Origin of the sequence: Pseudomonas sp. PDM20, from assembly GCF_014852575.3 — a bacterium.
Taxonomy (GTDB): Bacteria; Pseudomonadota; Gammaproteobacteria; order Pseudomonadales; family Pseudomonadaceae; genus Pseudomonas.
In genome coordinates this window covers 4256106-4281922 of record NZ_CM181224.1, presented here as the reverse complement: position 1 = coordinate 4281922, position 25817 = coordinate 4256106, and the positions used below count along the sequence as shown (strand labels likewise).

Below are 25817 nucleotides of genomic sequence, written 5' to 3'. Positions count from 1 at the left end.
TGGCGGCTTTGCAGGATGGGCAAAGCCATTGTGCTGCGCTTTGCGTTTCCCATCCAGCCGGGGTTTTCTAGCATGGACGCCTTGTTGTGGAGGTGCGTCATGTGGGACCTGGTCTTGGACTTTCTGCTCGGCGTCGTGCTGGGCAGCCTGGGTGGGCTGTTCGGTATTGGCGGCGGGCTGCTGGCGATTCCGGCACTGGGCGTGCTGTTCGGGCTGGATCAGCAATTGGCGCAGGGCACCGCGCTGGTGATGGTGGTGCCGAATGTGCTGCTGGCGATCTGGCGTTACCACCAGCGCAACCGTATAGATTTCGCCCAGGCCGGCGTCCTGGCGCTGACCGGGCTGGTCTGCGCGTTCTTCGCTTCCAGCATCGCGGTGAACCTGGATGCCCGCAGCATGCGCACCGCCTTCGTGGTCTTCCTGGTGCTGTTGGCCCTGTATCTGCTGGTGCGCCTGTTCCAGCGCGTGCCCCAGGGCAGCAGCACGCCGCGCTACGGCCTGCCGTGGATGGGCGTGCTGGGACTGGGTGCCGGTTCACTTGGTGGGCTGTTCGGGGTGGGCGGCGGTGTGCTGGCGACACCGGTTCTGACGTCCGTCTTCGGCCTGACCCAGGTGATCGCCCAGGGGCTTGCGCTGGCTCTGGCGGCGCCCAGCACGGGCGTGGCGCTGGCGACCTATGCTGCGCATGGCCACGTGGACTGGCGCATGGGCAGCGCGCTGGCGCTGGGTGGGCTGGTCAGCATTTCCTGGGGCGTGCGCCTGGCCCATGCGCTGCCCGAGCGTCAGCTGCGTCTGGCCTTCAGCGCTTTCCTGATCGTCTGCGCAGTGCTGCTGGCAGTTCGTTGAGCCGTGTTACGAACGGAAGCCTTCGACGATGTACTCGGCCAGCTTGTCGGTCACCGGGGTCATCTTCTGCCCGCGTAGCAGCACGATGCTGGCGTTGGGGAGCATTGGCAGGCCCTCGTCCTCGCCGATGATGCGCAGATTGCCAGTGAGCAAGCTCTGCAGTTGCGCTGTGACCGCCAGCCCCGCACTGGCCACGGCGAACAGCGCCGACAGGCTCGGGCTGCTGTAGGCGATGCGGTAGTCCACTTCCATCGCCTCCAGCGCATTGCAGGCCCAGGCGCGGCAGAAGCAGGCGGTGTTGAACATCGCCAGCGGCAGTGGGCGCTGCTCCTGCGGGCAGAAGCTCTCGGCCGCCATCCAGACGAAGGACTCCTGGCGCAGCAACTGGCCGATCTCGGTACCCGGCTCGCGGGTGACGATGGAAAGGTCCAGGTCGTTACGCATCAGCAACTGCGCGGACGAGTCACAGTGCACTTCCACCTGCACCAGCGGATAGGCCTCGGCGAAGCGCGAAAGGATGCTGGGCAGGAAGCGCATCACATAGTCATCCGGCGTGCCGATCTTCACCGAGCCGACCATGTGTGGCTGGCGGAAGGTGTTGAACACCTCACCCTGCAACCGCAGGATGCGCCGCGCGTAGCCCAGCAGGATCTGCCCCTCGGGCGTCAGGCGCACCTGGCGGCCGTCGCGCTCGAACAGGCTGCGCTCCAGCACGTCCTCCTCCAGGCGTTTCATCTGCATGCTCACTGCCGACTGGGTGCGGTTGACCATCTCGGCCGCGCGGGTGAACCCGCCGTGGTCGGCGATGGCGACGAAGGTGCGCAGCAGTTCGCTGTCGATGCTGGGGAAGCTGCTCATTCATCAATCTCCGAGATGGGTTGCATAAGAATGATTCGTTGGATTGATCTTAGCGTGAGCCTGAAACTGCATCCAACCCCACAGGGAGGGAAGCATGATGAAAGGTCAACTCGGTTTCGTAGCAGCGTCCTACCATGTCCACAAAGTCTCCCCCGTTCCGCTTTGGAAACGCGCCATGCAACGTGTCCTGCACTGGCACGAACTGGCCCGCCAGCGTCGTGAGCTGGCGACCATGAGCGATGAGGCGCTCAAGGATATCGGCCTGAGCCGTGCCGACATCCAGCAGGAAGTCGAGCGCCCGTTCTGGATGGATTATGTCCGTCGTTGAAATTGCCGGGCGGCGCGGACCCTCGTCGTGCCGCCCGCTCCCAAAAGCCTGATCAGCCTCATGACCCGCTGGATGACAAGCAAGCCCATGTCCACCCGTTACCGCCTTGCCCAGGTCAACATCGCCAGGGCCCGCGCACCGCTGGATCACCCCCTGATGAAGGGCTTCGTCGACCAGCTCGATCACATCAATGCCCTCGCCGAGCGCAGCCCCGGTTTCGTCTGGCGCCTGCAGACGGAGGAGGGCGATGCCACCTCGATTCGCGTCTTCGACGACCCGCTGATCATCGTCAACCTGTCGCTGTGGGAGTCGGTCGAGGCGCTCAAGGATTACGTCTATGCCGGCGAGCATCTGCAGGTGCTGCGCAGCAAGCGCGACTGGATGGAGCGCCTGCCTTCGCCGAGCCTCGCGCTGTGGTGGCTGCCCGAAGGCGAGCTGCCGGATGTGGCGATGGCCCGCGACCGCCTGGAGCGTCTGCGGCTGGAGGGCCCCTCGGCGGAGGTCTTCACCTTCGCACGTCCCTTCCCGGTACCCACGTCGCTCGGGGAACCCGCCTGATGCAGCCAGGCGCTGCGATTGGCGTTAGGCTCTAGGGCTCGCCCAGCTCCGGAGTCCACGATGCCGACCGTCGAATCCCTGTCCCTCAAGCAGGCCCGCCGCCTGGCCCTGGCCGCCCAGGGCTTCACCCTGCGCAAGCCCGGCGGCGAGGTGCAGCGCCGACATGTGCGCAGCCTGCTGGAACGACTGGGCGTGCTGCAGATCGACTCGGTGAACGCGTTGGTGCGCTCGCACTACCTGCCGCTGTTTTCACGGCTGGGCAACTATTCGCCGACGCTGCTGGAAGAGGCCGCCTGGAGCGGCGGGCGGCATCGTCGGCTGTTCGAATACTGGGGGCATGAAGCTTCATTGCTGCCGCTGGAGCTCTATCCGCTGATGCGCTGGCGCATGCGCCGCGCGGCCGAGGGACGTGGCATCTACCAGCAACTGGCGCGCTTTGGGCGCGAGCAGCAACCGGTGATCCAGCGGGTGCTCGGCGCTGTGCGCGAGCAAGGGGCGCTGGGTGCCGGCAGCCTGACCACCCGCGAAGAACGCGCCGGCCCCTGGTGGGACTGGAGTGACGAGAAACATGCGCTGGAGTGGCTGTTCGCCGCGGGCGAGGTGACGGTCGCCGGGCGTCGCGGTTTCGAGCGGCTGTACGACTTGCCGGAGCGCGTCCTGCCCGCCGATCTGCTGCAGCGGCCCGACGTGGACGAAGATGAGGCGCAGCGCCAGTTGCTGCTGCATTCGGCACAGGCGTTGGGTGTGGCTACCGAGAGAGACCTGCGCGATTACTTCCGCCTCGACCCTGCCGACAGCAAGGCGCGGCTGGCCGAGTTGCTGGAGGCCGGCGAGCTTTTGCCTGTGCAGGTCCAGGGTTGGCAGGCGCCGGCCTACTGCCTGGCGGACCCGGTGATCCCGCGCAAGGTGCGCGCCAGTGCCTTGCTCTCGCCGTTCGATTCGCTGGTCTGGGAACGCGCCCGTACCGAGCGGCTGTTCGACTTCCGCTACCGCCTGGAGATCTACACGCCGCAGCACAAGCGGGTTTACGGCTACTACGTGTTGCCGTTCCTGTTCGACGAGCGCCTGGCCGCGCGGGTCGATCTGCGCTCCGATCGCCCTGCCGGCAGGCTGGTGGTGCATGCCGTCCACGAAGAGGAAAAGGGGCTGGGGGAAGAGGGGCACGCCGCGCTGGCGCAGCAACTGGGCGAGATGGCGAACTGGCTCGGGCTGGAGCGGGTGGCGGTGAACTGTCGGCGTTCGTCCGGCGAGCGCCTGCAAGGGCTGCTGGCGAGGTCCTGAAAACAAACGGGCCTCCGCAGAGGCCCGTCCGGGATCACTTGCCGCTGGCGATGCGCTGGCGGATGTGGTCCGCGCGCTGCTGCGAGCCGGGGTGCGAGTCGAACATGCTGCTCTCCTGGCCGCCGCTCAGCTTGGCCAGCTTGTCGAAGGCGGTGGCCAGGCCTTCCAGCTGGATGCCGCGCTTCTTCAGCAGGTCGAAGGAGTAGTCGTCGGCGGCCGACTCCTGGGACTGGGAGAACTGTGCGTTGACCAGCGCTTCGCCGATCTCGCCCAGCTGCGACTGCGACAGTGCGGCCACGGTGGCATTGCCCGAGGCGGCCGCGGCGTTGCGTGCGGCTGCGGCTGCGTAGGCGGTCTGGGTGGCCTTCTTGATATGGCCCAGGGCGACGTGGCCGATCTCGTGGCCGAGCACGCCTTCCACTTCGTTGTCGTTCATCAGGTCCATCAGGCCGGAGTAAACGCGCACGCAGCCGTTGGCCATGGCGAAGGCGTTGACGTCGTCGGTGAGGTAGACCTTGTAGTTGACCGCGGTGCCGTCGAGCGGGTTGCCCAGGGCGGCGGCGATCTTGTCCAGACGCTTGGTGTAGGAGCTGGAGGCCGGCGCGATCTGCGCTTCAGCGTCCTGCTTGGCGCAGGCTTCGTCGGCGACCTGCTTGATCTCGGCGTCGCTCAGGGTGGCGGCCTTCATGGCCATCATGCCGGACTGCACGAGGCTGTCGGTGTTCATGTTCTGGCAGCCGGTGAGGGCGGCGCTGGCGCCGATCAGCAGGGCGAGCAGGGAGCGGTGCAGTTGCATCGGAATCTTCCTTGGTTGACGGTTTCCATGGCGCGGCGGTTGCCGTGCGGGGCGCCACTTTAGGTAGCGACCCCGTTGTCGTCAAATGAAGGAAGTGGCTTTCGGAAAATGCCGGGGCCAGCGTCGGATTCAGCGTCGGACTTGCTTCAGGGTTTCCGCAATGAGGAAGGCCAGCTCCAGCGACTGGTCCGCGTTCAGGCGCGGATCACAGTGGGTGTGGTAGCGGTCGCTCAGGCCATCCTCGGTGATCGGCCGTGCGCCGCCGATGCACTCGGTGACGTTCTGCCCGGTCATCTCGATGTGGATGCCGCCGGCATAGCTGCCCTCGGCCTGGTGCACTTCGAAGAACTGCCGGACCTCGGTGAGGATGCGCGCGAAGTCGCGGGTCTTGTAGCCGCTGGAGGCCTTGATGGTGTTGCCGTGCATGGGGTCGGAACTCCACAGCACCTGCTTGCCCTCGCGCTGCACGGTCTGGATCAGCCGCGGCAGGCCGTCGCCGACCTTGTCCGCGCCCATGCGCACGATGAGGTTGAGGCGGCCGGGGTCGTTGTCCGGGTTGAGGATGTCGATCAGGCGGATCAGTTCCTCGCTGTCCATGCTCGGGCCGACCTTCACGCCGATGGGGTTGCCGACGCCGCGCAGCATCTCAACATGGGCGCCGTCGAGCTGGCGGGTGCGGTCGCCGATCCACAGCATGTGCGCCGAGCAGTCGTACCAGCCGCCGGTGAGGCTGTCGCGGCGGATGAAGGCTTCTTCGTAGTTCAGCAGCAGCGCTTCGTGGGCGGTGAAGAAACTGGTCTCGCGCAGTTGCGGCGCGGTATCGAGGCCGCAAGCGCGCATGAAGGCGAGGGTCTCGTCGATGCGGTCGGCCAGCTGCTGGTAGCGCTCGGACAGCGCCGAGTTGGCGATGAAGTCCAGGTTCCACTGGTGCACCTGGTGCAGGTCGGCGAAGCCGCCGCCGGCGAAGGCGCGCAACAGGTTCAGCGAGGCAGTGGACTGGTGGTAGGCCTGCAGCAGGCGCTCCGGATCCGGTACGCGGCTCTTCTCGTCGAAGCCGATGCCGTTGACGATGTCGCCGCGGTAGGCGGGCAGGGTCACGCCGCCGATGGTTTCATCGCCGGAGGAGCGCGGCTTGGCGAACTGCCCGGCCATGCGCCCGACCTTCACCACCGGGCAGCCGGCAGCGAAGGTCATCACCACGGCCATCTGCAGCAGCACCTTGAAGGTGTCGCGGATCTTCGCCGCGGAGAACTCGGCGAAGCTTTCGGCACAGTCACCGCCTTGCAGCAGGAAGGCGCGGCCGGCGGTGACCTCGGCGAACTGCCGGCGCAGCTCGCGCGCCTCGCCGGCGAACACCAGTGGCGGGAAGCTGGCCAGGGTGCGCTCGACTTCGCTCACGCGGTTGGCGTCGGGGTAGGCGGGCTGTTGCTGGATCGGCTTGCTTCTCCAGCTATCGGGGCTCCAGGGCAGGCTCATCGGCGGGGTCTTCGCGGCTGTGGACGGTATCCGCCCATGGTATCAGCTCGGCTTTTGCCCCGCGCGTGGTCGCTGGCGTATGAAGAGGGGGGACATCCTTGTCCAGGGGAACACGGGTCTTCGGGACTCGCTGGCGCGATCAGCCGTCTGCGCGGTGCGCGCGAGCGTGCCGTGTCTGGAGTCCGGGCGGGGAAGGGTGGTGTGCGAAGGGAGCGTTGATGGTGTTGCGCTGGCGCATGACCGGTTGTGCCTCTTGGGCTGTTATTCTTGCGGCCTTGCTGACGTGTCGGTCGTGGTTGGCCGTCTTGATTCGAAGGATTATTGCGTGCGCGAGCCCCTGTATTTCAATGGCAATCCGTGCCGTTCGCCGTTCCCGGCGGATCGCATTGTCACGACCGTTTCTGCCCGGAGCCGGTCATGAGCGAGGAGCTGCTGAGCGAAGAATTGCTGATCGTCGAGGAGCGCGATGACTTCGGCGTGATCCGTGTCGTGGAGAGCGGCGCCTTCCGCTACCTGGAGTTCGGCGACGAGGTCGAGCAGAGCTGCGTGCTGATGGGCGACCCGAGCTGGCTGGAGTACGACTACTCGCGCGCCATGCTGGTCGGCGCGCTGTGCCATCCGCGCCCGCGCCGCGCACTGTTCCTCGGCTTCGGCGCGGGCAGCCTGACCCAGGCCTGTCTGAAGTACCTGCCGCTGGAAGAGGTGGAAGCCATCGAGCTGCGCCCGTCCATCCCGCGCCTGGCTCGCGAGCACCTCGGACTGGTGGACGACCAGCGCTTGAACCTGCGCATCGGCGACGCCGTGCAGGAGCTGGCCGAGTGCGAGCCGGCGGACCTGATCTTCCTCGATCTCTACACCGATACCGGGCCGGCGCCGGCGCACATTGGCTGGGACTTTCTCGGTGCCTGCCGCGAGCGCCTGAAGCCGGGCGGCTGGCTGGTGATCAACCAGTGGAGCACCGACGATGGCCGGCCGCTGGGCGCCGCGCTGCTGCGCGGACGCTTCAACCGGCATTACTGGGAGTGCCCGGTGCCCGAGGGCAATGTGATCGTCTTCGTTCCTGCCGAACTGGACCAGGAGCTGAACCTGCGCGGCCTGAAGAAGCGCGTCGGCCAGCTCGAACCCAAACTGGGCTATTCGCTGCGCACCTACATCGAGTCACTGCGCCCGGCGCAGTGACTCTCCGCATCCCTCAGGGGATCTGGTAGCTGAAGGCGAAGTTCAGCCGTGGGCTGCGCTCGTTGTTGTCCAGTGCGCGGTCGCCGAACGGCTTGGCGACTTCCATCGACACCAGGTAGTGCTTGCGGTTGGAGAAACGCACGCCCAGTGCTGCCGAGCCGAGCTTGCCTTCGTTCAGGCCGTCCTGGTTGTAGCGGGTGCGTGCGGTGTCGACGACGAAGTAGGGCTGGATCTGGTTGAGCACCACGCTCTGCCGCAGGAAGGAATAGTTCACCTCGTAGGAGGCGCCCCAGCCCTTGTCGCCGCTGGCCTGGTCGTCCGGATAGCCGCGGCCGAAGTTGCCGCCGCCATAGGTGACCTGCTCGGAGTCGGGCAGCACGTCGTCGCTCCACTGGAAGGCAGCACTCACCACGCCCTGCCAGTGGGAGCCGAACTGGTCCTGCTGCGCGCCAAAGCCGAGCAGGCGGGTGAAGTTCTTCTTGATCGGCTCCGGCGCTTCCGCGCCCATGCCGTTCAGCCCCTGGTAAACCGCCACGCTGCCGGCGCGTACACGCTTCTCGGCGAACTGCTGGACGACGGTTTCGATACCCACCACGCGCAGCTTGCTCTTCTGTTCGATGCGGAAGGGGATGGCCGGGTAGACCAGGTCGTAGGTGCTGGTGTCGTTGACTGTGTAGCCACGCAGGTTGAGGTCCCAGGTCAGGTCGCGGCGCAGCATCAGCGGGATGCCCAGGCCGGCGCTGACCCGCTCGTTCTGCCGCTTGCGTTCGAACTCCAGGCCGCTGGCCAGGCGCAGGTTCTCGCCGGGGCGCGAGTTGTACTTGCTGTAGCCGGCCAGCAGCTGCACGCCGTTGTCGCCCAGCAGCTGACTGTAGTTCCAGGCGCGGTAGTACTCGTGGTCGTCGCCCGGCGGGTAGAGATAGCTGAACTGCAACTGCTCGCCCCAGCCAAGCATCGACATCACTTCGGCGTTGAACAGCCCGCGTTGCTCGCCGCGCCGCGAGTCGAGGTTCATCCCGGTATCGAAGCGCTTTTGCTTGCCAGCCAGTTCCAGTACCGCGCCACCGTCGCTGGTGGTGGGTGGGTTGAGCGCCATGGCCATCTGCATGCCGGGCACCCGGCTCATCAGCACGCTGAAGCGCTCGAAGCTCTCGCGGGTCAGGGGTTTTTCCGCCTTGAGCTTCTCGATCCAGCGGTCCACGCGCTGCTGGTGGACGCCCAGGTCGCCCGCGGCGCGGACCTGGCTGATATGGCCCTCGACCAGCACGATGCGCGCGACGCCGCTGCGGAAGTCCTGGTTGGGCACGTAGGCGAAGGAGATGAAGTAGCCATCGTCCTGATAGCGCTGGGTGATGGCCTTGGCCGCCGCCACCAGTTCGCTGACCTGGATGGTGCGCTGGGTCAGGGGCTCCAGCAGGGGTTTCCAGGTGGTGACGGGATAGTGCTTGCCGCCGGCCAGCTCGATGCGCTTGATGCGGATGCGCTGCTGGAGGATCTGCGCGGGCTGGGTGGCCGAAGGTTCCGGCGCGGTGACCTTGGGGGCTTTGGGGCGGATGTCGCCACCAGGGAGGTTGGGGCGGGGCAGGGTCTGTTCGATATCGGAGCCGGGAAGCTGGATCGGGCGCTCGGCCCAGGCGAAAGGTGCAGCCAACAACAGGGGCAGGACAGCAAGTTTGCGCATCTGGCTCCTCCATGAGACCGACTTCGATAAAGGACCAGGAGCCGTGGGCGGCTCCTGGTAACCACAGTATGGGTGTAATTCGGATTATTGCTTGGGCGTACCGATCGCCAATCCACCACCCAGTCCGCCGGTCACACCACCCAGCGCGCCACCCACGGCGCCCAGCGTATTGCCCAGCAGGCCTCCCTGACCGCTGGTACCGCCAGTCGTACCGGCGCCTGCGCCGACTGCCACGCCCGAACCCTGGGTGTTGCTGCCGATGCCCACGCCTGCCCCGGCGACCAGGCCGCCACCGCCGGTGAGACTGCTGGTCACGCCGCCGACGGTGCCGGCCACGCCGTTGACCAGGCCGCCTACCGGGTTGCTGCCGCCGGTGGCGCCGCCCAGAGAACCGGTGAGGCCGCCTACTGCGCCGGTCACACCGCTGACCAGGCCGCCTACCGGGTTGCTGCCGCCGGTGGCACCGCCCAGAGAACCGGTGATACCGCCCACTGCACCGGTCACGCCGCTGACCACGCCGCCCACCGGATTACTGCCGCCGGTGGCGCCAGCCAGTGCGCCGGTGACGTTGCCGAGCAGACCACCGCCCGGATTGCTGCCATTGACCAAGCCGCCGGCCGCGCTGACTGCCTGACCCGCATCGCTGACGATTCCGCCGACCGGTGCCAGCGCCGGATTCGCACTGGCTACCTGGTTGCCTGTCTGGGTCACAACACCGCCGACGGTGGTCAACAGGTTGTTCACCGGCGTTCCCAGTCCGGTGGCGGCGCCGACGCCGCGAGTGGTTCCTTCGACCTTGCCGACCAGTCCGGCGGTGGTGCCGCTGAGCTGGGTGGTCAGTTGGCTCAGCGGGCCGGTGGTGACTGCGCCGCTGAGAGAGTCGCCGAGCATGGTGATCTTCCCGCCGACGCCGTCCACCAGGCCGCCGACCTGGCCGGTCAGGCCATTGAGCGGGGTGTTGGCCAGCACCGGGGCATCACCGATGGCCGCCACGGTGTCGCCCAGGCTGCTGACTGCGCCACCGGTGTGGCTGACCAGGCCGGTGGCGCCGGCGACGGTGGTGCCAAGGGCGTTGGGGTTGTTGCCCAGTTGGCCGAGACCGTTGGTGACGCCGGTGCCGACGCTGTCCACACCGGCGCCGACTTCCTGGACCAGGGTGCCGGCATTCTGCGTGACGCCATTGCCCAGCACCGGCAGGTCGACTGTCTTCACCACGGCGCCGACGGTGCTCACGGTGTCGCCGACATTGGAAACCGCTTCGCCGGTATTGGTCAGGATATTGCCGGTGGTACTGGCTGGCGGAGTGGTGGTGCCGCCGCCTGTGCCGTCGCCGCCGCCCGTTCCTCCGGTACCGCCAGTGCCTCCGGTTCCGCCTGTTCCGCCGGTGCCACCGGTTCCGTCGGTGCCGCCCGTCCCGCCGGTACCGCCAGTTCCATCGGTCCCGCCGGTGCCGCCGGTTCCATCAGTCCCACCGGTACCGCCAGTACCGCCGCTGCCATCGCCGCCGGAGCCGGAGCCATCGTCGGTGCTGCTGCTATCGGAAGCGCGGTGGTGACTGCTGCCGCCGTGGCTGCTGCAGCCTTGCAGCGAGAGGGCAACGACGAGAAGGGAAAGTGCGAAAACACGAATCGGACCTGACATAGCGAATTCCTCCATGAGAACGTCAGTCAGCTGGCTGCCCGGTTCGGTATCCCGGCGAGTCGCTGCGCTGCTCTGGAGTCAGTTCTAGAGGTTTGTTTTCAGGCGCGAAATTGGAACTTGTATATAGCCGTTTTGTGTTTGGCAGGTCTTTGAATTTAAAGGAAAAACTAAAGGATTATGGCGACTTGCCAGGCGTTTTTAATACCTTGGATATAGCGCTTTTCGCACGATGGTTCCGTTTGGCGTTTTCCCTGTGCGTTCATTTGCCCTGGAAGCGGCCTTCGCGGCGCTCGAGCATGGCGTTCAAACCTTCCTGCGCATCCTCGGTTGACAGCAGTTCGCTGGCCATCGCCGGCAACAGTCGCGCCGCCGCTTCCTCACCTTCATCGAGGCTGCGGCGCGCGGAAGCCAGGGTGGCGCGAATGCCCAGCGGCGCCTGGGCGGCAACCCGCTGGGCGAGCCAGAGCGCACGCGGCATCAGTTCTTCCGGCGCGGTGACTTCCTGCACCAGGCCGATGCGATACGCCTCGTGGGCATCGAAGGGATCACCGGTGAGCAGCCAGCGCATCGCATTGCCCCAGCCGGCCACCTGGTGCATGCGCAGGGTGGCGCCGCCGAAGGGGAAGATGCCGCGCTGCACTTCGAGCTGGGCGAAGCGCGCATTGCTGGCGCACAGGTTGATGTCGGCGGCGAGCATCAGTTCGATGCCCAGGGTGAAGCAGTAGCCCTGCGCGGCCACCAGCAGCGGCTTGGTCAGGCGCCGGCCGCCGAAGGTGCCCCATGGATCGGCGGAGCCTTCGGGCATGGTCCAGCCGGTGCGGAAGGTCTCGCCGATGTTGGCCAGGTCCAGGCCGGCGGTGAAGTGATCACCGTGGGCAAACACCAGGGCGCAGCGCAGCTCGTCGTCGCGCTCGTATTCGCCGAAGGCCAGCACCAACTGGGTGAGCATCTCCAGGTCGAAGGCGTTACGCTTGTCGACCCGGTTCAGGCCGAGGAGCAGGACGTGGTCATGACGTTCGACGGTGATGCGCGGTTCGCTGCTGGCGGTCATTGGCGGGCTCCGGTCGGGTGGCTTGCACGGTATAGCCGGCAGGGACGGGGTTGTCCACGGAATGACCGTTCGCCGGGCATGTTCCGAAAAGAAACACATTGGTCAGGTTTTTCCGGTATGATACGCGCCGGCCAAACGCTGGCCTCGTTTCGGATCCCGCATTCTCCCGCAGTTTCACACTCGGGCTATGTGTCCGCAGTGCGGACTTCCTTGACGCATTCTTCCAATCTTCATTTCGCAAATCCCCGCTTCCAGCTGCCTGGGTGACTTCACTGTCGTACAGGGCATGCGCAGCTCGGCTATTGGGTCTTTGCGGATGTACTTAGAGGCAAAACCCATGACCCAGGAAACCGCCGGCTTCGCCGCGCTCGGTCTTCACCCCAATGTTCTCGCTGCCATTGCCGCTGTCGGTTATGAAGAGCCGTCGCCGATCCAGGCCCAGTCGATCCCGGTGATCCTCGAAGGCCACGACATGATCGGCCAGGCCCAGACCGGTACCGGCAAGACCGCTGCCTTTGCGCTGCCGATGCTGTCGCAGATCGAGCCGAGCCGTCGCGTTCCGCAGGTGCTGGTACTGGTTCCGACCCGCGAGCTGGCCCTGCAGGTTGCTACCGCTTTCGAAACCTATTCCAAGCAGATGCCGGGCGTCGGCGTGATTGCCGTCTACGGCGGCGCGCCCATGGGCCCGCAGCTGAAGGCCCTGCGCCAGGGCGCCCAGGTCGTGGTCGCCACTCCGGGCCGTCTGTGCGACCACCTGCGTCGCGACGAAAACCTGCTGTCCACCGTCAAGAGCCTGGTGCTCGACGAAGCGGACGAGATGCTCAAGCTCGGCTTCATGGACGACCTCGAAGTGATCTTCGAAGCCATGCCGTCCAGCCGCCAGAGCGTGCTGTTCTCCGCGACCCTGCCGGCCTCGATCCGCAGCATCGCCGAACGCCACCTGAAAGAACCCAAGCACGTCCGCATCGCTGCCAAGACTCAGACTGTCGCCCGCATCGAGCAGGCGCACCTGATGGTTCACGCCGACCAGAAGCCGGCCTCGATCCTGCGTCTGCTGGAAGTCGAGCAGTTCGACGCGCTGATCGGTTTCGTCCGCACCAAGCAGGCCACCCTGGACATCGCCGAGCTGCTCGAGCGCCAGGGTTACCGTGCCGCCGCGCTGAACGGCGACATGCCGCAGGCCCAGCGTGAGCGCGTGATCGAGTCCCTGAAGGATGGCTCGCTGGACATCGTCATCGCCACCGACGTCGCCGCCCGCGGCCTCGACGTGGCGCGCATCACCCACGTACTGAACGTGGACATGCCCTACGATCCGGAATCCTACGTACACCGTATCGGCCGTACCGGCCGCGCCGGTCGTGAAGGCCGCGCCCTGCTGCTGGTGACTCCGCGTGAGCGCCGCATGCTGCAGGTGATCGAGCGCGTGACCGGGCAGAAGGTTGGCGAAGTTCGCCTGCCGGACGCCGAAACCGTCCTCGAAGCCCGTCTGAACCGCCTGGCCACCGGCCTGCAACCGTTGCTGGCCAACGCCGTTGCCAGCCGTGGCGCCGTGCGTGACGAGCTGTGCCGTCGCCTGGGTACCGACATGGACACCCTGGCCGCCGTACTGCTGGCCAAGCTGACCGAAGGCAAGGCGCTGGACCTGGAATCGGTCCGCCGCGAACAGCCTCTGACCCCGGCCGCCCCGCGTGAGCGCAGCGACCGTTACGAGCGCAGCGAGCGTGGCGATCGCCCCGAGCGCGGCGACCGTCCGGAGCGCAGTGGCGCACCCCGCACCATGGCTCCGCCGTCGGAAGGCAAGGCCCGTTGCCGTACTGCCCTGGGCGCCCGTGACGGCGTGCAGGCGAAGAACCTGCTGGGCGCCATCCTCAACGAGGGCGGCCTGTCCCGCGAGGCCATCGGCCGCATCCAGATCCGCGAGACCTTCAGCCTGATCGAGCTGCCGGAAGAGAACCTCGACCGTCTGCTGACCAAGCTCAAGGACACCCGCGTCGCTGGCAAGGCCCTGCGTCTGCGTCGTTATCGCGAAGACTGATTCGTCAGTCCCCGCGCATGAAAAAGCCCCGCCATTGGCGGGGCTTTTTCGTTTCCGGTCCTGGATGGCTTTCCCGGCAGGGGTGGCTGCTTCAGCCGAAGCGATAGATATCCATTCCCAGCGCGCCGAGGGTGAAGCCGGCGTGCTCCACCGTCATCGCCGAGCCGCCGGCGCCACGGGCGAAGTACAGCGGCAACAGGTGCTCGTCGCGCGGGTGGTTGCGCGCTGCGTGCGGCGCCTGCTGGCGGTAGTCGAACAGGGCGGCTTCGTCATCGGCTTCCAGGTGCTGCACCATCCAGTCGCGGAAGACCTTGGCCCAGGGCGTGATGACTTCCGGTCCGGCGTGCCAGTACAGTTCTCCCAGATTGTGGGTGATGCTGCCCGAACCGATCAGCAGGATGCCTTCCTCGCGCAGCGCACGCAGGGCTGCGCCGATGCGGTGCTGCATGGTTGCGCCGAGACGGCTGGGCAGGGAAAGCTGGACGACGGGGATATCGGCGGCCGGGTACATCAGGCTCAGCGGCACCCAGGTGCCGTGGTCCAGCGGGCGCTCGGCATCGAGGGTGGCCGGCAGGCCGTCCTCGGCCAGCAACTCGACGACGCGCTGGGCCAACTCCGGCGAGCCGGCGGCCGGGTACTGCACGGCATAGAGCTCGGGCGGGAAGCCGTAGAAGTCGTGCCAGGTGTCCGGCCTGGCGGATGCGGTCACGCGCAGGTCGGGGGTTTCCCAGTGGGCGGAGACCACCAGGATGGCTTTCGGGCGTGGCAGCTCGCGGGCCAGGCGCTTCAGGGGCGCATCGCTGGCGCCGGGGTCCAGGGCCAGCATGGGGGAGCCGTGGGAGATGAACAGGGCAGGGAGCATGGCGAACCTCGCTACTTGAATGGCTCTATGTTCACGCGGGTAAAGATCGAAATCCAGTATAGGTTTTTGACAGTAATGATCGGTATGTCCGATTGTTCTGCTCGTGCTCATTCCCTTGAAATGCATCGCTGTGGAAGTGCCAACTCGGTTGCAGAGTCAGGGGGGGAATCGCCACAGAGCGCTTTGGCAGGATGTCAGTCGGACGATGCGTTAGAGTTTGCGGAAATTTCCGAAGCGAATGGCGAATTCGGCTATGCAGCAAGTTGAGCAAGTCCTGGAGCTCGAGATCGGCGACTGCCTCCGCCTGGAGGACGGCACTGAGATATGTGTGCAGCGGGTCCGTGGTGGCCAGGTGCGGCTGAAGATCCTCGAAGCCGGGGAGAGACAGCGCGAGCGGCGCGGCGCCTGGTGGCGCTGGCTGCTGCCGCGCTCGATGCGCAGTGTTTGAACAGGTGACCTATGCAGCATGAATTCTGGCAGTCGCGCTGGGCGCGCAATGAAATCGGCTTCCACCAGCAATCGGTGAACCCCGGTCTGCAACGGCACTGGCCGAACCTGGAGTTGCCCGAGGAGTCGCAGGTACTGGTGCCGCTGTGTGGCAAGAGCCTGGACATGCTCTGGCTGGCGCAATGGGGTTACCGCGTGCTGGGTGTCGAGTTGGCTGAGCGGGCTGCCGTCGACTTCTTCGCCGAGTTGGGCGTCACGCCGCAGATCACCGGGGAAGGCGCGCTACGCCGTTACAGCTACGAGCGCCTGGAGATTCTCCAGGGTGACTTCTTCGACGTCACGGCCGAGCAGGTGGCCGGCTGCAGCGCCCTTTACGACCGCGCGGCGTTGATCGCTCTGCCGCCGGATCTGCGTGCCGATTATGCGGCGCACCTGCAGCGCATCCTGCCGCAACAGGCGCGCGGGCTGGTGGTCAGCCTGGAGTACCCCCAGACCGAGATGGACGGCCCGCCGTTCGCCGTGCTGGCAGATGAAGTGCGCGGGCTCTTCGTTGAGGGCTGGGAAGTGGAGGAGGTGGAACGCCTGGACGTGCTGGCGGAAAACCCGAAGTTCCTCAAGCGCGGCGTCAGCCACCTGGACGAAGTGGTGTTCGCGCTGCGTCGTGGCTGAATCGACGACATGAAAAAGGCGACCCTAGGGTCGCCTTTTTTATCGCTCCGAAACTCAGCGGCCAGCGGCGCGCAGGGCTTCGATGCGGTCTTCCAGCGGCGGGTGGCTCATGAACAGGCCGGCGAGGCCGTGCTTGAGGTTGCCGTTGATGCCGAAGGCCTGCAGCGTGTCGGGCATCTGCACCGGCACACCCTGTTCGGCGCGCAGGCGTTGCAGGGCGGCGATCATCGCGCCGGTGCTGGCCAGGCGGGCGCCGGCCTCGTCCGCGCGGTATTCGCGTTTGCGCGAGAACCACATGACGATGATGCTGGCGAGGATGCCCAGGACCAGCTCGGCGAAGATGGTCGCGACGAAGTAGCCGATGCCCGGGCCGTCTTCGTTCTTCAGGATCGCCTTGTCGACGAAGTTGCCGAAGATGCGTGCGAAGAACATCACGAAGGTGTTCACCACACCCTGGATCAACGCCAGGGTGACCATGTCGCCGTTGGCCACGTGGCCGATCTCGTGGGCCAGCACGGCTTTCACTTCTTCGGGGGAGAAGCGCTCGAGCAGGCCCTGGCTGACCGCGACCAGTGCGTCGTTACGGTTCCAGCCGGTGGCGAAGGCGTTGGCCTCGTAGGCGGGGAAGATGCCGACTTCCGGCATCTTGATGCCGGCCTCGCGGGACAGTTCTTCCACGGTCTGCAGCAGCCACTGTTCGTGGCGGGTGCGCGGCTGGCTGATGATCTCGGTGCCGGTGCTCATCTTCGCCATCCACTTGGAGATGAACAGCGAAACCAGGGAGCCGGCGAAGCCGAAGACGGCGCAGAAAATCAGAAGGCTACCGTAATTCTGGCCGGTGAAACGGTCCACGCCGAGCAGTTTCAGGGTGATGCTGGCGATCACCAGAACAGCCAGGTTGGTGGCCAGGAACAACAGGATGCGCATCATGGCGTAAAGCTTCTCCTCACGGTGACATTGGCGAAAACCGCAGTGGGGCGCGGCTTTCCGGATCGCCGGGCACAGGCAGGCACGGGATCGCTGAATAGTATGCGGGGTATATACGGTTGGCCCCCAGGCGATTCAACTCGGGGACTATTTCAACTTGTGTCGCCTGCCCGTATTACGGGCGCCCCGGGTCGCTCTCGAAGAGTAGTCGGGTCAGCCGCGCGATGCGTTCTCCGTGCCGGGCGGCCAGTGCTTCGCGCAACTGGTTGGCTAGCGTGGCCTGGTCGCGGCGCACGCTGGGCGGCAGTTCCTCGCCGTCGCGCACGGCGTGGGGGACGATGCGGGTCAGGCGCATGAAGGCCTTTTCGCTGAGCACTGCCTGGTCTAGAGCCTCGTAACGAATGGTGGCTTCGAAGCGCAGATAGCCTTCATCGGCCAGCCACAGCAGCGCACCCAGGCAACTCTGGTGGCGGGTGCTGGGCAGGCCGAACTCGTCGGGCTCTTCCCGGCCGATCAGGTCCTCGACATAGAGGGCGATCTTGCGCGGGAAGGCCTGGTAGAGGGTCAGCAGGCCGGAAGCGGCATCCTTGTAGAAGTCGTCGATCTGCAGGTCCATTTATGCGCTGGGCTTCACTGGCGATGAGTTATTGGCGATAGGTTTTCAGGAAGTTGCCGATGCGTCCGATGGCCTGTTCCAGGTCATCGACACGCGGCAGGGTAACCACCCTGAAGTGATCCGGCCAGGGCCAGTTGAAAGCGGTGCCTTGAACGATGAGCAACTTCTCGGAAAGCAGCAGGTCGAGGACGAATTTCTCGTCGTTGTGGATCGGGCAGACCTTCGGGTCGATGCGCGGGAAGGCATAGAGCGCGCCCATGGGCTTCACGCAGCTGACGCCGGGAATGTCGTTGAGCAGTTCCCAGGCGCGGTTGCGCTGTTCCAGCAGGCGCCCACCCGGCAGCACCAGGTCGTTGATGCTCTGGTAGCCGCCCAGGGCGGTCTGGATGGCGTGCTGGCTCGGCACGTTGGCGCACAGGCGCATGTTGGCCAGGATATCCAGGCCTTCGATGTAGCTCTGCGCCTTGTGTTTCGGGCCGGAAATGGCGATCCAGCCGGAGCGGAAGCCGGCCACGCGGTAGGACTTGGACAGGCCGTTGAAGGTCAGGCAGAGCACGTCCGGTGCCAGGGAGGCGGTGGAGATGTGCTGGGCCTCGTCGTAGAGGATCTTGTCGTAGATCTCGTCGGAGAAGATCACCAGGTTGTGCTGGCGCGCCAGTTCGACGATGTCCAGCAGCACTTCCCTGGAGTAGACCGCGCCGGTGGGGTTGTTCGGGTTGATCAGCACCAGGGCCTTGGTGTTGCTGGTGATCTTCGCCTTCATGTCGGCGACGTCGGGGAACCAGCCGGCCTGCTCGTCGCACAGGTAGTGCACCGGCTTGCCGCCGGAGAGGGCGACGGAGGCGGTCCACAGCGGGTAGTCGGGCGCCGGGATCAGCACCTCGTCACCGTTGTTGAGCAGCGCCTGCAGGGCCATGACGATCAGCTCGGACACACCGTTGCCCAGGTAGATGTCCTCGATGCCGACGCCTTCCACCTGCTTCTGCTGGTAGTACTGCATCACCGCCTTGCGCGCGCTGAACAGGCCCTTGGAGTCGCTGTAGCCCTGGGCGGTGGGCAGGTTGCGGATGACGTCCTGGAGGATTTCGTCCGGCGCCTCGAAACCGAACGGCGCCGGGTTGCCGATGTTCAGCTTGAGGATGCGGTGGCCTTCCTCTTCCAGGCGTTTGGCGTGCTTGAGCACGGGCCCGCGAATGTCGTAGCAGACGTTGGCGAGCTTGTTCGATTTGGTGACCTGCATGATCTGGGATTCCGAAATAGTCCGCGGCCGGCGACTTGGCAGGCTGTAACGCGGGTGACAGACTGGCGTCAAATGATCGGTTCGGAAGTGCTTTTCCCTGGTATCGACCCTGAAAATCGATAGGAAAACAGTGGAATTCTCGAAAAATTAGAGTTTTTAAGGCTTTTATATCGCGAGAATGTCTCTGTGCGGCAGATTCTGAACCTGACGTTAACCACGCGCATCATACGTGCGGCCCGATTCCCGGAAAAGGAGGCATCGGGCATTTTTTCCATTAATGGAGGCAGATCGATGGAAAAGCTGGAAAAGCCCCTGGATTCCTGGCGTGACGAACTCACCGACGAGCAGTTCCATGTCTGCCGCCTGGGCGGCACCGAACGCGCCTTCACCGGTGAGTACCACGACACCAAGACGCCCGGTATCTACCACTGCGTGTGCTGCGGCACCGCGCTGTTCGACTCCGACGCCAAATATGATTCGGGCAGCGGCTGGCCGAGCTACTTCCAGCCGGTGAACGGCGAGGTGGTCAAGGAACTGGAAGACTTCAGCCACGGCATGCACCGCATCGAAGTGCGCTGCGGCAAGTGCGATGCGCACCTGGGCCATGTCTTCCCTGATGGACCGCGGCCGACCGGGCTGCGCTACTGCATCAACTCGGCATCCTTGAAGCTGGTGCCCAAGGAATGACCCCAAGGCCCGCCACCGAGCGGGCCTTTTCTTTTGGGCGTTCGCCTGTAGGAAGCATGATTCCTCGCTATTTCATTGGGTGATTCGTGATCAATTGAATTGCGCGCAATTTAATTGAACACTATTCTTGGGGTTCCCACTTTCCCCCGGAGCCAGGCCCGATGAGCGATGCATTGCTGAACATTCCCGTGACCACCATCAAGGGCGAACAGAAGACCCTCGCCGACTTCGGCGGCAAGGCCCTGCTGGTGGTGAACACCGCCAGCCAGTGCGGCTTCACCCCGCAGTACAAGGGGCTGGAAAAGCTCTGGAAGCAGTACAAGGACAAGGGCCTGGTAGTGCTCGGCTTCCCCTGCAACCAGTTCGGCAAGCAGGAGCCGGGCAACGAAGGGGAGATCACCCAGTTCTGCGAGCTGAACTTCGGCGTGAGCTTCCCGCTGTTCAAGAAGATCGACGTCAACGGCGCCGAGGCCCACCCGCTCTATGTACAACTGAAGAAGCGCGCTCCCGGCCTGCTGGGTAGCCAGGGCATCAAGTGGAACTTCACCAAGTTCCTGATCGGCCAGGACGGCCAGTTGGTCAAGCGTTTCGCCCCGACCACCAAGCCCGAGCAACTGTCCGCCGAGATCGAAGCGCTGCTGTGATGAAAGACGCTGTATCCCTGCCGGCCGAACTGCAGCTGGACAACCAGCTGTGCTTCCGACTGTACGCCGTGTCCCGCGCGGTGATCCGTGGCTACCGGCCGATGCTCGAGGCGCTCGGCCTGACCTATCCGCAGTACCTGGCCATGCTGGTGCTCTGGGAGTGGCAGGCCGAACCCCCGCAGCAGCCGTCGGTAAAGGCGCTCGGCGAGCGCCTGACGCTCGACTCCGGCACCCTCACGCCGCTGCTGAAGCGCCTCGAGCAGTTGGGCCTGGTGCTGCGCCGCCGTGCGCAGCATGACGAGCGCGAAGTGCACCTGGGGCTGACGGCAGAAGGGGTGGCATTACGCGAGAAGGTGCTGCCGCTGCGAGAGGAGTTGCTCTGCCGCAGCGGCATCGACCTGAGCGTCACCGACGGCCTGCGCGAGCAGCTGGACAGCCTGCTGCTGCAGTTGTCGAAGCTGGACGCCTGACTCAGCCGCGCGGCTGTGGCCCGGCCCAGCGTTCGAGAATGGCCGCCAGCTCGTCGCGGTGGAAGGGCTTGGCCAGGTAGTCGTCCATGCCGGCAGCGCGGCAGCGTTCGCGCTCCTCCGGCAGGGCGTTGGCGGTCAGGGCAACTACCGGCAAGTCCGGCCAGCGGCCACTCTCGCGGATTTCGCGGGTGGCCTGGTAGCCGTCCATCACCGGCATGTTGCAATCCATCAGCACCAGGTCGAACTCGGCACCCTCGAGCTGCTTCAGCGCCTCCTCGCCGTTGATCGCGATGCCCACCTGGCAGCCCAGCTTCTGCAGCAGGCCGCGTGCGACCAACTGGTTGACGGGGTTGTCTTCCACCAGCAGCACGCGGGCGGAGAACTGCTCCTGTGAGGTGGCGCCAGTCGCCTTCGATGAGGGTGGCGGCTGGTGCTCGAAGGCCTGTTTCAGCGCCTGATAGAGCACCGCGCGTGACATTGGTCGCGCCAACTGCCGCAGCGGGGCGAGGCGCTGTGCCAGTTCGGGTTCGAGGAAGTTGCCGTAGGCCGTGACCAACAGCACCGGCTTGGTGACGTTCTGGCGCAGCACGACCAGGCAGTCCGGACAGTCCGAGAGCAGTGCGTCCAGCTCCACGCCGGCGAGGCTTTCGTCAATGTCCAGGCGCTGGTAGTCCACGCCCCATTCCGCCAGCCAGTTCTGCAGCAGCGCGGCGAGCCCGCTGCTGGCGGCACATTGCACGATGAGCTTGCCGCTAAGCTTCGCCAGCGGTTGCGCCGGCTCCAAAGTCTGCAGGGGCAGGGTGACGATGAATTCGCTGCCCAGGCCCGGCTCGGAAGTGACGCTAAGCTCGCCCTTCATTGCCTCGCAGAGCTTGCGTGTCAGCGCCAGGCCCAGCCCGGTGCCGCCGTACTGGCGGGCGATGCCGGCGTCAGCCTGGGTGAAGGGCTGGAAGATCTTCTGCAAGGCCTCGGGCGCCACGCCGATGCCGGTGTCGCGCACGCTGATGCGGACGCCTTGCTGCAGGGATTCGGCTCCCAGCGGCTCGACGCGCACGTCGACGCGGCCGAAGCGGGTGAACTTGAGGGCGTTGGACAGCAGGTTGCTGACCACCTGGCGCACCCGCGTCGGGTCGCCGGAGTGCTGTGCCGGCAGTTGCGGGCTGATCAGGCAGGTGAGCTCCACGGCAGGGCCGGCGTTCTGCGACAGCAGGCTGGCGGTGTCTTCCACCAGGGTGCCGAGATCGAAGGGAATCTGCTCCAGCTGCAGTTGGCCGGCCTCGAACTTGGAGAGGTCGAGCACGTCGTTGAGCAGCTCCACCAGCACCTTGCCCGAGTCGTGGGCAATGGACAGCTGCTGGTGCTGTTCGGCGGTCAGCGGCCCGTCCAGCGCCAGGCCGAGCATGCCCAGCAGGCCGTTGAGAGGGGTGCGGATCTCGTGGCTCATGTTGGCCAGGAAGTTGCCGCGCGCCTGGGCCATGGCCAGGGCGGTCTGCCGCGCCTGTTCCAGTTCCTGGTTGGACAGCGTCAGGCGTGCGTTGGCCGCCTTCAGTTCAGCGGTACGCGCGGCGACGATGCTTTCCAGTTCTTCCAGGTACTGGGTCAGGCGGTCTTCGGCTTCGCGGCGCTGTTCCATCTCCACCGAGATGCGATTGAGCTGGCGGTTGGTGACTTCCACCAGCACGCCGATCTCGTCGCGCTCGTGCCCGCGCGGGCAAGGCAGACGCAGGCGCGAGGGTGAGCGCGGGTCGTGGCGGGAGAGGGCGTCGATCAGGCTCACCAGCGGCTTGGTCAGCAGCGCATAGAAGAGCACCAGCAGGATCAGCGAGAGCATCAGGCTGCGCACGAAGCCGGAGAGGAAGGTCATCCCGGCGCGGCGCAGGAAGTCGTTGCCGAAGACGAAGGTGTCGATCTCCAGGCGCAGCACGCCGAGGGATTCTGCCGGGGCGTGCTCGACGAACAGCGGTTCCTCGTAGGAGCGCTGCTCGCCGAAGAGGAAGTCGCTGAGGCCGCGCAGGTGGCTTTGGGCCGGCGGCCGGTCGGCGCTGGCCAGGGGCACGTTGGCGTTGTCGATGATCTCGGCGCGGATCACCGCGGGCGAACGCAGCAGGCCCACGACCAGTTCCTGGGCCAGCTCGGCGTCGATGTTATAGGCAATGCGCGCGGCGGGGTTGTGGCTGACGTCCAGCAGGGCGCGCACTTCGCGGTTGATGGAGGCGTCCTGGCTGGCATAATCGACGCCTACCTGGATAAGGCTGAGCAAGGTGCCCAGGATGAACGCCACCAGCACCGTCAGGCTGGCCTGCTTGAACGAGAGGCGATGTGTGAGCGCAATATCCATGGTTGCGGAGCGTCGCCTCGCAGAAGCTTTCCTGCGGCGTAGCATAGCCCATCGGAACCGTCTGTCGGGATAGCCCGAAAGCGAAGAAATTCCCGAGCATGCGCCCGGAGATTTTCCCCTGTAGAGCCTGGAGACTCACGTGGATTCCCGTCTGAACGATTTTCTCGCCCGCGCCGAAACGCTGATGGCGCGCCTGGAACCGTTGCTGCCCGCGGTCCGCGAAACAGTGGATTGGCAGCACAGCCTGGCGGCGCGCTGGCACCGTGACGGCCGCAGCGGCTACCTGCAGCCGCTGAAGGTCAGCCTCGACCTGCGCCTGGCCGACCTTCTGGGTGTCGACCGGCAGCGCGAGCAACTGGCGCGCAACACGCGGCAATTCGTGGCCGGCCAGCCGGCCAACCACGCGTTGCTGTGGGGCGCACGCGGCACCGGCAAATCCTCGCTGGTGCGCGCGTTGCTGGCGGAACTGGCCGGCGAGGGGCTGCGCCTGATCGAGATCGAGCGCGACCACCTGGCCGACCTGCCGCGCGTGGTCGAGCTGATCCAGGGGCTGCCGCAGCGCTTCGTGCTGTTCTGCGACGACCTGTCGTTCGATGCGGGCGAGGGCGATTTCCGTGTCCTCAAGAGCGTACTCGACGGCTCGCTGGAGCAGGCCCCGGACAACGTGCTGCTCTACGCCACTTCGAACCGGCGCCATCTGGTATCGGAAAAACAGAGCGACAACGAGAACTGGAAGATGGTCGACGGCGAGTTGCACCCCAACGAAGCCGTCGAAGACAAGATCGCCCTGTCCGACCGCTTCGGCCTGTGGTTGTCCTTCTATCCCTTCACCCAGGAGCACTTCCTCAGTGTGGTGCGCCACTGGATCGAGGTGCTCGCGCAGAAGTCCGGGCTCGCCGCCTGGGCCTGGGACGAGGAACTGGAGAAGGAAGCCATCCGCTGGGCGCTCGGACGCGGCAACCGTAATGGCCGCTGTGCCTATCAATTCGCCCGCTACTGGGTGGGCCGACAATTGCTGGAAGGAGACACCCCATGATCGATCTGCAACAGGCCGGCGCCGGCCTTGGCGGCTACGCGCTGCTGGCCGCCCAGGCGGAGTCGCTGTTCGCCGATGAGCGCGACTTCATTGCCAACGCCTCGCAGTTTTCCGCGTTCCTGTTCAATGAGTTGCCGGACCTGAACTGGGCCGGCTTCTACCTGAACCGCAACGAAGAGCTGGTGCTTGGCCCGTTCCAGGGCAAGGTCGCCTGCGTGCGCATTCCGTTCAGCAAGGGTGTGTGCGGCGCTGCGGCACGTACCCGTGAAACCCAGCGTGTGGAAGACGTGCATGCCTTCCCCGGCCACATCGCCTGCGACAGCGCCTCCAACAGCGAGCTCGTGGTGCCGCTGGTGAAGGACGGTCGCCTTATCGGCGTGCTGGACCTGGACAGCCCGTCGGTCGGCCGTTTCAGTGCAGAAGATCAGGCCGGTATCGAGCGCCTGGTGGAGATTTTCCTGCGCCTTTCTGACTGCTGATGGTTCGCCGATAACAAAAAGCCCCGCCTAGGCGGGGCTTTTTCATGGCCGGCGCCGCTTCAGCGCTTGGCCATGATCTTGGCGATGATCTGCAGCTCGCCCTGGACGATCTCGGCCAGGGCAGGGCGGGCCAGGGTGCGCTCGAAGTGCGCGGCCAGCTTTGGCCAGTGCTGGGCGTCCAGCTCTTCCTCGCCGTGACGCAGGTTCACCAGCTGGCAGGCGATAGCGATGTCGGCGAGGCTGAAGCGGTCATCGACGAACCACTGCTGTTCGCCCAGGCACTTCTCCAGGTAATCGAAGTGCTCCGGGAGCTTCTCCTGCATGGCGCCTTTCACCGCCACTTCATCGCAGACCTTGCCCATCAGCGGCTTGAGCAGACGGTTGCGGAACACGGTGAAGGTGGTCAGCGGGGCCAGCTCGTAGTCGGCGTATTTTTCCAGCCAGTTGATCCGCGCGCGGGATTCGGCGCTTGTGCCGCACAGCGGGGTGCGCTGCGGGTCGCGGTCTTCCAGGTAGTGGCAGATGACGCTGGAGTCGGCGAGGGTGAAGTCACCGTCGCGGATCGCCGGCACGCGGCGCAGCGGGTTCAGTTCGCGGTACCAGTCCGGCTGGTTGAACGGGTTGACGTTCTCCAACTGGTAGTCGAAGCCTTTTTCGGCGGCGAACAGGCGGACTTTGCGGACGAAGGGGGACAGCGGGGCGCCGAAGACGACGAGGCTCATGCAAGGCTCCTGGGGCGAAGGTTGCCGGGGTTCTGATTCGACGATGGATCAGTCGTAAAGGTTCTTCTTCTTCCAGATATCGTCTTCGTCCAGCGCCTTGAGGCCGTCGCCCAGCTCGCTCGGTTCATCCGGGGCGGGCTGGGAGGTTTCCAGCACCAGGGCGTTGGCGTGGGCCAGCTGGGCTTCCATCTGCTTGAGCTGCGCCTGGTAGCGGCCGATCTCCGGCTGCTTCTGCAGGTACTGCGCGCCGCGCTCGAAGGCCAGGCGTGCCTGGCGCGGTTGGCCCTGCTGCAGCGCCTGCTGGCCGAGGTTACCGAAGAACTCTATATGGAGGAGGGTGAGCAGGTGGCGGATTTCCTTCACCCACTTCTGTGCCTCGGCGCGCGGCAGCATGTTGTCCTGGGCGCAACGGGTGAGCTGGGCATGCAGTGCTTCGAAGAGGAAGCGCACGTCCTTGGCCTTGGCCTCGGTGAGGATCGGCTGCGGCGCGTTCTTCACCGGGATGGCTTCGCCCTTGGCGACCAGGCCGCGCAGCTCGTCCATGCGCTGTTTCAGCGCGGCGTTCTGTTTATCCACGGCCAGCAGGCGTTCGCTGAGGTTCAGCTCGAAGCCGCTGAGCAGCAGCTTCAATGCCGGCGACATGAACTGGCCGGGCAGGGACTCGGAAACATCGGCGCAGCGCCGGCAGCGGTCGGACAGATCAGCCTTCAGGCGCGCCTGCTCCAGCTTGCGGTTTTCCACCAGGTGATTGATGTAGCCGATGGCGACCAGCAGGGCGATACCGACGAGAACCAGGACCGTAATGACGATTGGCGACACCGTGGAGTGCTCCGGATGTTTTTCCGCGAGTGTAATGTCTTAGTGATACTGCTGATAGCGGCAGCTCAGTTTTTACTCAGAAGTCTTTGATTTAAAAAATATTTCTCTGGAGGGTTGACGACCTAACAAAG

At 65.5% G+C, this 25817-nt stretch carries 26 protein-coding genes; 13 read left to right on the top strand and 13 right to left on the bottom strand.

Annotation, left to right across the window (positions count from 1 at the left end; all coding sequences use genetic code 11):
• Positions 1 to 99: 99 nt before the first annotated feature.
• The gene (locus IB261_RS19450; protein ID WP_151187700.1) at positions 100 to 846 is read left to right on the top strand and encodes a sulfite exporter TauE/SafE family protein; all 747 of its coding nucleotides are present in this window, start codon (positions 100 to 102) and stop codon (positions 844 to 846) included.
• 6 nt (positions 847 to 852) lie between these two features.
• Here IB261_RS19450 and IB261_RS19445 read toward each other — a convergent pair whose 3' ends face one another.
• Entirely contained in the window at positions 853 to 1704 is an 852-nt protein-coding gene (locus IB261_RS19445; RefSeq protein WP_081518641.1) for a LysR family transcriptional regulator, read from the bottom strand.
• A gap of 94 nt (positions 1705 to 1798) precedes the next feature.
• Here IB261_RS19445 and IB261_RS19440 point away from each other — a divergent pair, with 94 nt between their 5' ends.
• From IB261_RS19440 to IB261_RS19430, 3 genes are all read left to right on the top strand, one after another.
• A complete protein-coding gene (locus tag IB261_RS19440; RefSeq protein ID WP_401089064.1) occupies positions 1799 to 2032 on the top strand; it encodes a DUF1127 domain-containing protein in 234 nt (77 codons plus the stop codon).
• 87 nt (positions 2033 to 2119) lie between these two features.
• Complete coding sequence (locus IB261_RS19435) at positions 2120 to 2590, top strand: DUF3291 domain-containing protein (RefSeq protein ID WP_192381337.1); 471 nt, start codon at positions 2120 to 2122, stop codon at positions 2588 to 2590.
• Positions 2591 to 2650: 60 nt separating this feature from the next.
• A complete protein-coding gene (locus IB261_RS19430; protein WP_192381338.1) occupies positions 2651 to 3871 on the top strand; it encodes a winged helix-turn-helix domain-containing protein in 1221 nt (406 codons plus the stop codon).
• A 34-nt stretch (positions 3872 to 3905) separates the two neighbouring features.
• On the opposite strand, the gene loiP is transcribed toward IB261_RS19430, so the two are convergent.
• Positions 3906 to 4667: a metalloprotease LoiP gene (gene loiP / locus IB261_RS19425; protein WP_192381339.1), complete on the bottom strand. Its 762-nt coding sequence runs from the start codon at positions 4665 to 4667 to the stop codon at positions 3906 to 3908.
• 129 nt (positions 4668 to 4796) lie between these two features.
• On the bottom strand, positions 4797 to 6143 hold the full coding sequence (locus tag IB261_RS19420; protein ID WP_081518638.1) for a class II 3-deoxy-7-phosphoheptulonate synthase: 1347 nt from the start codon (positions 6141 to 6143) through the stop codon (positions 4797 to 4799).
• Positions 6144 to 6560: 417 nt separating this feature from the next.
• Here IB261_RS19420 and IB261_RS19415 point away from each other — a divergent pair, with 417 nt between their 5' ends.
• Complete coding sequence (locus IB261_RS19415; protein ID WP_192224322.1) at positions 6561 to 7322, top strand: spermidine synthase; 762 nt, start codon at positions 6561 to 6563, stop codon at positions 7320 to 7322.
• A gap of 13 nt (positions 7323 to 7335) precedes the next feature.
• On the opposite strand, the gene IB261_RS19410 is transcribed toward IB261_RS19415, so the two are convergent.
• From IB261_RS19410 to IB261_RS19400, 3 genes are all read right to left on the bottom strand, one after another.
• Entirely contained in the window at positions 7336 to 9003 is a 1668-nt protein-coding gene (locus tag IB261_RS19410; protein ID WP_192381340.1) for a ShlB/FhaC/HecB family hemolysin secretion/activation protein, read from the bottom strand.
• A gap of 84 nt (positions 9004 to 9087) precedes the next feature.
• Positions 9088 to 10644: a collagen-like triple helix repeat-containing protein gene (locus IB261_RS19405; protein WP_192381341.1), complete on the bottom strand. Its 1557-nt coding sequence runs from the start codon at positions 10642 to 10644 to the stop codon at positions 9088 to 9090.
• Positions 10645 to 10903: 259 nt separating this feature from the next.
• Positions 10904 to 11695, bottom strand: a complete 792-nt coding sequence (locus tag IB261_RS19400; protein ID WP_081518634.1) for a crotonase/enoyl-CoA hydratase family protein — start codon at positions 11693 to 11695, stop codon at positions 10904 to 10906.
• A 337-nt stretch (positions 11696 to 12032) separates the two neighbouring features.
• Here IB261_RS19400 and IB261_RS19395 point away from each other — a divergent pair, with 337 nt between their 5' ends.
• Entirely contained in the window at positions 12033 to 13730 is a 1698-nt protein-coding gene (locus tag IB261_RS19395) for a DEAD/DEAH box helicase (protein WP_081518633.1), read from the top strand.
• A gap of 91 nt (positions 13731 to 13821) precedes the next feature.
• On the opposite strand, the gene IB261_RS19390 is transcribed toward IB261_RS19395, so the two are convergent.
• On the bottom strand, positions 13822 to 14592 hold the full coding sequence (locus IB261_RS19390; protein WP_192381342.1) for a DODA-type extradiol aromatic ring-opening family dioxygenase: 771 nt from the start codon (positions 14590 to 14592) through the stop codon (positions 13822 to 13824).
• Positions 14593 to 14845: 253 nt separating this feature from the next.
• On the opposite strand from IB261_RS19390, the gene IB261_RS19385 reads away from it, so the two are divergent.
• Positions 14846 to 15040, top strand: a complete 195-nt coding sequence (locus IB261_RS19385) for a hypothetical protein (RefSeq protein ID WP_081518631.1) — start codon at positions 14846 to 14848, stop codon at positions 15038 to 15040.
• An 11-nt stretch (positions 15041 to 15051) separates the two neighbouring features.
• On the top strand, positions 15052 to 15708 hold the full coding sequence (locus tag IB261_RS19380; RefSeq protein ID WP_081518630.1) for a thiopurine S-methyltransferase: 657 nt from the start codon (positions 15052 to 15054) through the stop codon (positions 15706 to 15708).
• Between the two features lie 54 nt (positions 15709 to 15762).
• On the opposite strand, the gene htpX is transcribed toward IB261_RS19380, so the two are convergent.
• The 3 genes from htpX to IB261_RS19365 form a co-directional block, all read right to left on the bottom strand.
• Entirely contained in the window at positions 15763 to 16638 is an 876-nt protein-coding gene (gene htpX / locus IB261_RS19375) for a protease HtpX (RefSeq protein ID WP_081518629.1), read from the bottom strand.
• Between the two features lie 172 nt (positions 16639 to 16810).
• Positions 16811 to 17251: a hypothetical protein gene (locus IB261_RS19370; RefSeq protein ID WP_081518628.1), complete on the bottom strand. Its 441-nt coding sequence runs from the start codon at positions 17249 to 17251 to the stop codon at positions 16811 to 16813.
• A 28-nt stretch (positions 17252 to 17279) separates the two neighbouring features.
• Positions 17280 to 18491, bottom strand: coding sequence for a pyridoxal phosphate-dependent aminotransferase (locus IB261_RS19365; RefSeq protein ID WP_081518627.1), 1212 nt, complete (start codon positions 18489 to 18491; stop codon positions 17280 to 17282).
• 291 nt (positions 18492 to 18782) lie between these two features.
• Between IB261_RS19365 and msrB the strand changes: the two genes are divergently transcribed.
• From msrB to IB261_RS19350, 3 genes are all read left to right on the top strand, one after another.
• A complete protein-coding gene (msrB, locus tag IB261_RS19360) occupies positions 18783 to 19178 on the top strand; it encodes a peptide-methionine (R)-S-oxide reductase MsrB (protein WP_081518626.1) in 396 nt (131 codons plus the stop codon).
• 161 nt (positions 19179 to 19339) lie between these two features.
• Positions 19340 to 19822, top strand: coding sequence for a glutathione peroxidase (locus tag IB261_RS19355; protein ID WP_081518625.1), 483 nt, complete (start codon positions 19340 to 19342; stop codon positions 19820 to 19822).
• The gene (locus IB261_RS19350; protein ID WP_151187692.1) at positions 19822 to 20292 is read left to right on the top strand and encodes a MarR family winged helix-turn-helix transcriptional regulator; all 471 of its coding nucleotides are present in this window, start codon (positions 19822 to 19824) and stop codon (positions 20290 to 20292) included. Before IB261_RS19355 ends, IB261_RS19350 begins: the two co-directional genes overlap by 1 nt.
• Position 20293: 1 nt before the next feature.
• On the opposite strand, the gene IB261_RS19345 is transcribed toward IB261_RS19350, so the two are convergent.
• Positions 20294 to 22675, bottom strand: coding sequence for an ATP-binding protein (locus IB261_RS19345; protein ID WP_412548135.1), 2382 nt, complete (start codon positions 22673 to 22675; stop codon positions 20294 to 20296).
• A gap of 94 nt (positions 22676 to 22769) precedes the next feature.
• On the opposite strand from IB261_RS19345, the gene IB261_RS19340 reads away from it, so the two are divergent.
• Together IB261_RS19340 and msrC are read left to right on the top strand one after the other, a co-directional pair.
• On the top strand, positions 22770 to 23666 hold the full coding sequence (locus tag IB261_RS19340) for an ATP-binding protein (RefSeq protein ID WP_081518622.1): 897 nt from the start codon (positions 22770 to 22772) through the stop codon (positions 23664 to 23666).
• Entirely contained in the window at positions 23663 to 24145 is a 483-nt protein-coding gene (msrC, locus tag IB261_RS19335) for a free L-methionine (R)-S-oxide reductase MsrC (protein ID WP_081518621.1), read from the top strand. The genes IB261_RS19340 and msrC overlap by 4 nt, the downstream gene beginning before the upstream one ends.
• Positions 24146 to 24204: 59 nt before the next feature.
• On the opposite strand, the gene IB261_RS19330 is transcribed toward msrC, so the two are convergent.
• Both IB261_RS19330 and IB261_RS19325 read right to left on the bottom strand, forming a co-directional pair.
• Entirely contained in the window at positions 24205 to 24867 is a 663-nt protein-coding gene (locus tag IB261_RS19330) for a glutathione S-transferase family protein (RefSeq protein ID WP_192381343.1), read from the bottom strand.
• Between the two features lie 48 nt (positions 24868 to 24915).
• A complete protein-coding gene (locus IB261_RS19325) occupies positions 24916 to 25686 on the bottom strand; it encodes a hypothetical protein (RefSeq protein ID WP_081518619.1) in 771 nt (256 codons plus the stop codon).
• Positions 25687 to 25817 lie beyond the last annotated feature (131 nt).

Coding starts and splice junctions, on each gene's coding strand:
- IB261_RS19450 (WP_151187700.1), top strand. CDS start 100: ATGTGGGACCTGGTCTTGGACTTTCTGCTCGGCGTCGTGCTGGGCAGC.
- IB261_RS19445 (WP_081518641.1), bottom strand. CDS start 1,704: ATGAGCAGCTTCCCCAGCATCGACAGCGAACTGCTGCGCACCTTCGTC.
- IB261_RS19440 (WP_401089064.1), top strand. CDS start 1,799: ATGATGAAAGGTCAACTCGGTTTCGTAGCAGCGTCCTACCATGTCCAC.
- IB261_RS19435 (WP_192381337.1), top strand. CDS start 2,120: ATGTCCACCCGTTACCGCCTTGCCCAGGTCAACATCGCCAGGGCCCGC.
- IB261_RS19430 (WP_192381338.1), top strand. CDS start 2,651: ATGCCGACCGTCGAATCCCTGTCCCTCAAGCAGGCCCGCCGCCTGGCC.
- loiP (WP_192381339.1), bottom strand. CDS start 4,667: ATGCAACTGCACCGCTCCCTGCTCGCCCTGCTGATCGGCGCCAGCGCC.
- IB261_RS19420 (WP_081518638.1), bottom strand. CDS start 6,143: ATGAGCCTGCCCTGGAGCCCCGATAGCTGGAGAAGCAAGCCGATCCAG.
- IB261_RS19415 (WP_192224322.1), top strand. CDS start 6,561: ATGAGCGAGGAGCTGCTGAGCGAAGAATTGCTGATCGTCGAGGAGCGC.
- IB261_RS19410 (WP_192381340.1), bottom strand. CDS start 9,003: ATGCGCAAACTTGCTGTCCTGCCCCTGTTGTTGGCTGCACCTTTCGCC.
- IB261_RS19405 (WP_192381341.1), bottom strand. CDS start 10,644: ATGTCAGGTCCGATTCGTGTTTTCGCACTTTCCCTTCTCGTCGTTGCC.
- IB261_RS19400 (WP_081518634.1), bottom strand. CDS start 11,695: ATGACCGCCAGCAGCGAACCGCGCATCACCGTCGAACGTCATGACCAC.
- IB261_RS19395 (WP_081518633.1), top strand. CDS start 12,033: ATGACCCAGGAAACCGCCGGCTTCGCCGCGCTCGGTCTTCACCCCAAT.
- IB261_RS19390 (WP_192381342.1), bottom strand. CDS start 14,592: ATGCTCCCTGCCCTGTTCATCTCCCACGGCTCCCCCATGCTGGCCCTG.
- IB261_RS19385 (WP_081518631.1), top strand. CDS start 14,846: ATGCAGCAAGTTGAGCAAGTCCTGGAGCTCGAGATCGGCGACTGCCTC.
- IB261_RS19380 (WP_081518630.1), top strand. CDS start 15,052: ATGCAGCATGAATTCTGGCAGTCGCGCTGGGCGCGCAATGAAATCGGC.
- htpX (WP_081518629.1), bottom strand. CDS start 16,638: ATGATGCGCATCCTGTTGTTCCTGGCCACCAACCTGGCTGTTCTGGTG.
- IB261_RS19370 (WP_081518628.1), bottom strand. CDS start 17,251: ATGGACCTGCAGATCGACGACTTCTACAAGGATGCCGCTTCCGGCCTG.
- IB261_RS19365 (WP_081518627.1), bottom strand. CDS start 18,491: ATGCAGGTCACCAAATCGAACAAGCTCGCCAACGTCTGCTACGACATT.
- msrB (WP_081518626.1), top strand. CDS start 18,783: ATGGAAAAGCTGGAAAAGCCCCTGGATTCCTGGCGTGACGAACTCACC.
- IB261_RS19355 (WP_081518625.1), top strand. CDS start 19,340: ATGAGCGATGCATTGCTGAACATTCCCGTGACCACCATCAAGGGCGAA.
- IB261_RS19350 (WP_151187692.1), top strand. CDS start 19,822: ATGAAAGACGCTGTATCCCTGCCGGCCGAACTGCAGCTGGACAACCAG.
- IB261_RS19345 (WP_412548135.1), bottom strand. CDS start 22,675: ATGCTACGCCGCAGGAAAGCTTCTGCGAGGCGACGCTCCGCAACCATG.
- msrC (WP_081518621.1), top strand. CDS start 23,663: ATGATCGATCTGCAACAGGCCGGCGCCGGCCTTGGCGGCTACGCGCTG.
- IB261_RS19330 (WP_192381343.1), bottom strand. CDS start 24,867: ATGAGCCTCGTCGTCTTCGGCGCCCCGCTGTCCCCCTTCGTCCGCAAA.